Origin of the sequence: Dietzia aerolata (assembly GCF_014144865.1) — a bacterium.
Lineage (GTDB): Bacteria > Actinomycetota > Actinomycetes > Mycobacteriales > Mycobacteriaceae > Dietzia > Dietzia aerolata.
In genome coordinates this window covers 1-6,927 of record NZ_JAALDM010000336.1, presented here as the reverse complement: position 1 = coordinate 6,927, position 6,927 = coordinate 1, and the positions used below count along the sequence as shown (strand labels likewise).

The 6,927-nt window shown below is 67.5% G+C and carries 8 protein-coding genes; 3 read left to right on the top strand and 5 right to left on the bottom strand.

Annotated features, from left to right (window positions below):
* Both purT and G6016_RS16735 read right to left on the bottom strand, forming a co-directional pair.
* Positions 1-1,197, bottom strand: a 1,197-nt coding sequence (gene purT, locus G6016_RS16740) for a formate-dependent phosphoribosylglycinamide formyltransferase (RefSeq protein WP_182633722.1), incomplete at its 3' end; no start/stop codon positions are given.
* Positions 1,198-1,411: 214 nt separating this feature from the next.
* Entirely contained in the window at positions 1,412-2,242 is an 831-nt protein-coding gene (locus G6016_RS16735) for a hypothetical protein (RefSeq protein ID WP_182633721.1), read from the bottom strand.
* Between the two features lie 285 nt (positions 2,243-2,527).
* On the opposite strand from G6016_RS16735, the gene G6016_RS16730 reads away from it, so the two are divergent.
* From G6016_RS16730 to G6016_RS16720, 3 genes are read left to right on the top strand one after another with little or no spacing between them, the layout of a single operon-like run.
* Complete coding sequence (locus G6016_RS16730; protein WP_182633720.1) at positions 2,528-3,625, top strand: CoA transferase; 1,098 nt, start codon at positions 2,528-2,530, stop codon at positions 3,623-3,625.
* A 2-nt stretch (positions 3,626-3,627) separates the two neighbouring features.
* On the top strand, positions 3,628-4,035 hold the full coding sequence (locus G6016_RS16725) for a GntR family transcriptional regulator (RefSeq protein WP_182633719.1): 408 nt from the start codon (positions 3,628-3,630) through the stop codon (positions 4,033-4,035).
* A gap of 6 nt (positions 4,036-4,041) precedes the next feature.
* The gene (locus G6016_RS16720) at positions 4,042-4,383 is read left to right on the top strand and encodes a hypothetical protein (protein WP_241730412.1); all 342 of its coding nucleotides are present in this window, start codon (positions 4,042-4,044) and stop codon (positions 4,381-4,383) included.
* Between the two features lie 17 nt (positions 4,384-4,400).
* Here the strand turns inward: G6016_RS16720 and G6016_RS16715 are convergent, their stop codons facing one another.
* The 3 genes from G6016_RS16715 to G6016_RS16705 all read right to left on the bottom strand — a co-directional run bounded on the left by G6016_RS16715 (position 4,401) and on the right by G6016_RS16705 (position 6,836).
* Complete coding sequence (locus tag G6016_RS16715) at positions 4,401-4,664, bottom strand: hypothetical protein (protein WP_182633718.1); 264 nt, start codon at positions 4,662-4,664, stop codon at positions 4,401-4,403.
* 127 nt (positions 4,665-4,791) lie between these two features.
* Complete coding sequence (locus tag G6016_RS16710; protein WP_182633717.1) at positions 4,792-5,379, bottom strand: hypothetical protein; 588 nt, start codon at positions 5,377-5,379, stop codon at positions 4,792-4,794.
* A gap of 170 nt (positions 5,380-5,549) precedes the next feature.
* Entirely contained in the window at positions 5,550-6,836 is a 1,287-nt protein-coding gene (locus G6016_RS16705; protein ID WP_182633716.1) for an adenylosuccinate synthase, read from the bottom strand.
* Between the last annotated feature and the right edge of the window lie 91 nt (positions 6,837-6,927).

The window sequence follows — 6,927 nt, the reverse complement described above, 5'->3', positions numbered from 1 at the left end:
GGTGGCCACGGCGACGCCCATCCGGCGGAACTCGGTGGCCGAGGGCTTGCCGAACAGTCGCACGTCGGCCTCGGGCACGGCGAGCGCCGCGGCGACGCCCGTGAAACCCACCCCCTCGGCCCCGTCCTCTACATCCGTACCGCCGTACACGACTGCGGACGCACCGGGGCTGGCCATGGTGGTGACGACCGGCAGGCCCAGCACGGCGCGCGCGTGCATCTCGAACTCACTGAGCACCTGACTGCGCAGCGTGACCAGGCCGGTGTCGTGCGGCCGGGGGCTGACCTCGGAGAAGTAGACATCGACGCCCTTGACGAACAGCTCGACGCCGAACACGCCCACGCCTCCGAGCGCGCCGGTGATGCGTGCCGCGACCGACCGCGCCGAGTCGTAGGCATCCTGCGTCATAGGCTGCGGCTGCCACGACTCGACGTAGTCGCCGCGCTCCTGCGTGTGCCCGATCGGCTCGCAGAAATCGGTGCGGATCTTCCCCGTGTCGGGATCGACGCTGCGGACGGTGAGCAGGGTGATCTCGTACTCGAAATCCACGAACGATTCCACGATCACGCGCGCGCCCGCCACGCGGGCGCCGGACTGCGCGTAGTTCCACGCCGTCTCCACGTCACCGGGACCGTGGAGGGAGGACTGCCCCTTGCCCGACGACGACATCGTCGGCTTCACCAGACACGGGTACCCGATCGCCTCGCACGCCTCGCGCAGCTCCTCCAGGGACGAGGCGAACGCGTAGCGGCTGGTCGGAAGGCCGAGCTCTTCGGCGGCGAGGCGGCGGATGCCCTCGCGGTCCATGGTCAGCTGGACCGCCCGCGCGGTGGGCACCACCCGGGCCAGACCCTCGGCCTCGATCTCGGCCAGCGCGGCGGTGGCGATGGCCTCGATCTCCGGCAGGATCACCTGCGGCTTCTCCAACTCCACGACGCGGCGGACCTCGTCGCCGTTTGTCATGTCGATGGTGTGCGAGCGGTGGGCGACCTGGTGCGCGGGGGCGGCGTCGTAGCGGTCCACGGCGATCACCTCGACGCCCAGGCGCTGTAGCGCGATGGTGACCTCCTTGCCGAGCTCACCGGAGCCGAGAAGCATCACGCGCGTGGCCTGCGGGGTGCCGGGCGTGCCGAAGCGGTCCGTGGTGGGCGGCGCCAGGGGGTCATGCGGTGCCACGGGGTCATGCGCGCTGGTCATGGCCCACACGTTAGTAGATGACTGCGGTCGCCTCAGCGCAGCCGACCCCGGCCGGTCCACCCGCATCCGGGGTGGGGGCCTGCCGGGGTCAGCTGTGGTGCGTGCGGATTCGGTGAGATCAGGTGCGATTCAGCGTCGGCGCGTCAACCGCCATCTGTCACCGTGTGACCGCTAAGGGTGCCGTTCGGGCTTTCGCCCGGACACCCAGGGGTCACTACTCCTCCCCGGCCGGCGGCTCTTCGTCAGCCGGGGGCTCCTCATCGCCGGCAAGGCTGCCGAGCATGGTGACGCCCGTCTCGACGCTGCCGCCGGAGATGCTGCCCGCACCCACGGGCTCGACCGAACCACCGGGAATCTTGCCGTTGATCTGGTCGGCGACGACCTGCTTGTCGATGCCGATGTTGGTCTCCATCGCGCCCAGCGCACCGGTTTCAGGATCCACGGGCACGCAGAGCGCGGCACCGATCGCCGGAGAATCCGGGGTGGGGGCCGTCCACGACACGGCCTCGCCGGCGGGCACGACGACACTGTTTCCTGGCTGCGCGAAGACGAACGGCAGAACCAGGCCGACGACATCGTTATCCGGGTTGGCCGGATCCGCGTTCGGATCCTCGTACGCGATCGGGTCACCGTCCTCGTCGGCTGCGAGGAGCGAGACATCGCCGCCGTTCTCCAGACCCTGGATCAAGGTAATTGCCGCAGCCAGATCTTCCTCGTCGTAATCCGTGTCGAGATCCTTGTCGACAATCGTCGAGTAGGGAGCGGTGAAGCCGACACAGCGATGGTCAACGTCCGACTCGTTGTTGTAGGTGACCGTCGGGCCGCCCTCGGCGTTCGGAGTGATTGTCACCGGACCATTGAGTGCCTCGGCGGCGGTCTCGAGATCGGCGACTGTGTCGCCGAGGTCTAGCGAGCTACTGGACAGCGAACCGGTGGACTCCTCACCTTCATCCTGCGCCGAGGCGAGGCCGGCCCCGGCGAGAGTCGTTCCGGCGGCAAGCGCCACGGCCGAGGCTCCAGCCATGACGCGTTTGCGAGAAAACATGAAAACTCCTTACTGCGAAGGGGTGTCACCGCCCTCCGGCAGCGGTGACGTCGTGGGCAATCTGTGCACCACCCGTTCGGAGTGTTACATGCATCACATTTTCGATGCAGTCAGCAAAGGCGGATTATTAGCCCCTGTAAGCACTTATTAACGGCGCTAATATCACCAACAACTCTGGCCACACCTATTGCAGCTATTCCGGCACTGCCCAACGGGTACCTGGCACGGCCACGGGAGCCCACTAGGCGATAACGTGTGTGAAAGACCACATGAAAGGGCACACCTGTGACCACCTCTTCCACCGGCCCCCTCGCCGGCATCCGCGTCGTTGAACTCAACGGCATCGGCCCCGGCCCGCACGCCTGCATGATGATGGCCGACCTCGGCGCCGACGTTGTGACCGTTATGCGCCCCGGCGAACTGGCCACCCAGGTCGACGGCTGGGCGCACATCACCCGACGCGGCCGGACGGTGGTGGAAGCCAACCTCAAGAGCGACGAGGGCCTCGCCCAGGTGCGCGACCTCATCTCCAAAGCGGACGTCCTCGTCGAGGGATTCCGCCCGGGAGTGACCGAGCGCATGGGCCTGGGCCCGGACGAGTGCCTCGAACTCAACCCGCGCCTCGTTTACGCCCGAATGACCGGCTGGGGCCAGCACGGTCCCCTTTCCCAAACCGCTGGCCACGACCTCAACTACATCTCGCTGACCGGCCACCTCAACGCGACCGCCCGTAAGGGCGAGCGTCCGGTTCCGCCGCTGAATCTCGTCGGCGACTTCGGCGGAGGCTCGATGTTCCTCATCCAGGGCATCCTCGCCGCGATCATCGAGCGCGCCACCTCTGGCAAGGGCCAGGTCATCGATGCCGCCATGACCGACGGCGCCTCCGTGCTCGGCCAGTTCCAGTGGGCCATGCGCGCCCGCGGTCAGTGGTCGGACGTGGCCGGCACCAACATGCTCGACACCGGCTTCCCGTTCTACGACGTCTACACCTGCTCGGACGGCAAGTTCATGGCTGTCGGCTGCCTCGAGCCACAGTTCTACGCCGAGTTCACCCGGATCCTCGGTATCGACGGCGACGAGGTTCCCGGCCAGTTCGACACCGACCGCTGGGACGAACTGCGCGAGATCATCGCCGCCAGATTCGCCACCAAGACCCGCGATGAATGGGCTGAGCAGTTCTACGGAACCGACGCCTGCACCACCCCGGTCCTGTCGTACACGGAGGCGCTGAGCCATCCGCACATTACGGCTCGGGAGACGTTCGTGGAGGTCGCCGGCGACATCGGGCCGTCGCCCGCCCCGCGATTCTCGCGCACCCCGGCCAATCCCGTGCCGGCCGCGCCGCCGCGCGAGGTCACCGACATCAACCAGGTCTGGGGCTGAGCATGAGTGGAGCGGGGGCCGGCGCAGCCGGAGGGGCGCGGGTCGGCGGCATCGTCCTGACCCTGGACCCGGACGCGGCCGAGCCCCCGTTCCGCCAGCTCAAGGCACAGATCGTCGAGGGGATCCGCCGGGGGAACCTGACCCCCGGCACGCGTATGCCGGCGATCCGGGCGATGGCCGCCGATGTCGGCGTCGCCGCCCGGACCGCGGCCAAGGTCTACAGCGAACTCGAGGACGCCGGCCTACTGGAGGGCCGCGGGCGTTCCGGCACCTACGTGACGGATCCGGACCTGACCACCGCCGTCCTCACGCGCGCGGCGGAGGAGTTCGCCGAGCGGGCGGCCGGCTCCGGGTTCACGGTGGACGAGGCGATCACCGCCGTGCGCGTCGCCTACAGTCACGTGCGATGAGCCGTGATGCGCGGCACGTTCCGTAATGCGCAGTCCAGCAACAGCGATGAGAGGTACATGACCATGACCCGCACCGGATCCCTGGCCGCCGCCCTGGCCCTCACCGCCGCCACGACCGTCGCCGTGGCGCCCGCCCACGCCGAGCCCGTCGCCCCCGCCACCACGGGCACCGTCCAGTACGCCACCGAGTCCGGCGACTCCCCGTTCAGCGGTTCGCTGGAGAACGAGGGCGTGCAGGCCGGCCTGGTCCTCCTCGCCGGCATCGGCGTGTCGATCGGCCTGGCCATCAGCGCCGGGATCGCGGGCGGTGCCATCGAGCTGCCGCCGATCCCGGGCCTGCCCGCCTGATCGAGGCCTCCACCGAATCAGCTGCCGGGCCGGATCGCTGCGCCGTACGCGGTGGGCGACTCCGGGTTCTCGTTGTTCAATGAGGTGAACCAGTCGCACGGGTTGGTGATGCGCCTGGCCGTGTCCTCCGCCTGGTCGATGATCGCCTTGCTGCCCACGTTGACCATGCAGCCAAGTTCTCGCCCCGACTCGTTGCGGTAGGTCAGAACGTCCGCGCCGGAGTCGTCCCGCTCGATGCTGATCACGCTGGGGCTGGTGAAGGTGGAACCGTCCAGCGCCACGACCTAGCTGAGCGGCCTCATCCGGCATCACCCGCCGACATTCCTTCATCCCTCACCTCCTGTGGGCGAATGACTCAGCGCCCTCGCCCCTTAGACGTGGGACGAGGGCGCTGCATCAAAACTGCGGTCAGCTGCCGAGCGAGCCCGTGGTCCGCGCGACCGAGCCGGAGCTGCCAACGCCGGTCAGCGCCGCATCGAGCGACCCGAGCCCCGCAGGCACACCGAAGCCGGGCGAGACCTCGATCTCGACGTAGCCGTCAGTGCTCTGACAGAGCGCTACTGCCGCCGGAGCGAAGGAATCATCGGTCAGGCCCGGATCCCAAAAAGCGAATTCCGTGGTCTTGCCTGATTCAACGTCCCCCTCAAAGTTGGCAATCTGTCCACTTTCCCGAGCCTTCTTAATTCGTTCCTTGAGCTCCTCAGACATGCCATCGGGGTCAAGGTACTTGCCAGTCTTCTTTCCCTCTTCCAAGAGATCAAACAGCAGCCCACCCGGCCCCACATTGCCGAAGCACTCGAGGTCCTTGCCCGAATTGTTGGTGTACGTGACCTTGGCGTTCTTGCCCTTGCCGCTGACGGACACGCTGCTCTTGCTGTCGAAGACCGGCTCGTTCGCGGCATCTTCCGCGGCGGCCATGCCAGCACCGGCGAGAACGGTCGCGGAGGCGAGAGCGGTGGCAGCGACAGGAGAACCGAGACGGGAAAGTGCCCGCATGAGTACTCCTAGGTGTGGGAAAACGTGATCAGACGGTCACCTTCCTCCGACTTCACCCCAGGAATACGCCGAGCGCTGTCGCCCGTTCGTACGACTTTTGTCATACGTTCACACGATTCCGAATCACCTTGACACCACAAGCACCACGTGCACCAGCCGCGACTGGCCCGTCACCCCAGGATGTCGCGCCGCACCACGTTCTGGTCGCGGCCGGGGCCCACGCCGATGTACGACATGTGGCAGCCGGCGAGTTCCTCGAGCCGCAGTACGTAATCACGCGCCTCGGGCGGCAGGTCGCTGAACTCGCGCGCCCCGGTGATGTCCTCGTCCCAGCCGGGCATGGTCTCGTAGATCGGCGTGGCGTGGTGGAAGTCCGTCTGCGTCATCGGCATCTCGTCGTGCCGGACGCCGTCCACGTCGTAGGCCACGCAGATCGGGATCTCGCCGATGCCGGTGAGCACGTCGAGCTTGGTGAGGAAGTAGTCGGTGAACCCGTTGACGCGCGCGGCGTAGCGGGCGATCACGGCGTCGTACCAGCCACAGCGGCGGGTGCGGCCGGTGTTGACACCCACCTCACCGCCGGTGACCTGCAGGTACTCGCCCCACTTGTCGAACAGCTCGGTGGGGAACGGCCCGGCGCCGACGCGGGTGGTGTACGCCTTGACGATGCCCAGAGAGTGGGTGATCTTGGTGGGCCCGATGCCCGAGCCCACGCACGCGCCGCCGGCGGTCGGGTTGGACGAGGTGACGAACGGGTAGGTTCCGTGGTCCACGTCCAGCATGGTGGCCTGGCCGCCCTCCATGAGCACGGACTCGCCGCGCTCGAGCGCCTGGTTCAGCATGAGGGTGGTGTCGGCGACCATGGGCCGCAGCCGGTCGGCGTAGGAGAGGAAGTACTCGACCATCTCGTCGACCTCGACCGCGCGACGGTTGTAGATCTTCACCAGGATTTGGTTCTTCAGGTGCAGCGCGCCCTCGATCTTCTGCCGCAGGATCGACTCGTCAAAGACGTCCTGTACGCGAATGCCCACGCGCGAGACCTTGTCGGCGTAGGTGGGGCCGATGCCGCGGCCGGTGGTGCCGATCGCCTTCTTGCCGAGGAACCGCTCGGTCACCTTGTCGAGCTGCTGGTGATACGGCGCCACGAGGTGGGCGTCGGCGGAGATCCGCAGGCGGGAGGTGTCGGCGCCGCGCGCCTGGAGTCCCTCGATCTCGGTGAACAGCGCTTCGAGGTTCACCACGACGCCGTTGCCGATCACGGGTACGGCCGTGGGCGAGAGGATGCCGGCGGGAAGGAGCTTGAGCTCGTACTTCTCACCACCCACCACGACGGTGTGGCCGGCGTTGTTGCCGCCGTTGGGCTTGACCACGTAGTCGACGTGGCCGCCCAGGATGTCGGTGGCCTTACCCTTGCCCTCGTCGCCCCACTGGGCGCCGATCAGAACGATCGCTGGCATGGTTCGCTTTCACCTCGAAAAGAGTCGTCTACACGGTGAGGGACGGGCACATTGTCGTGATTCCGCGCACACCAGCGCTCCAGAGTAGTCG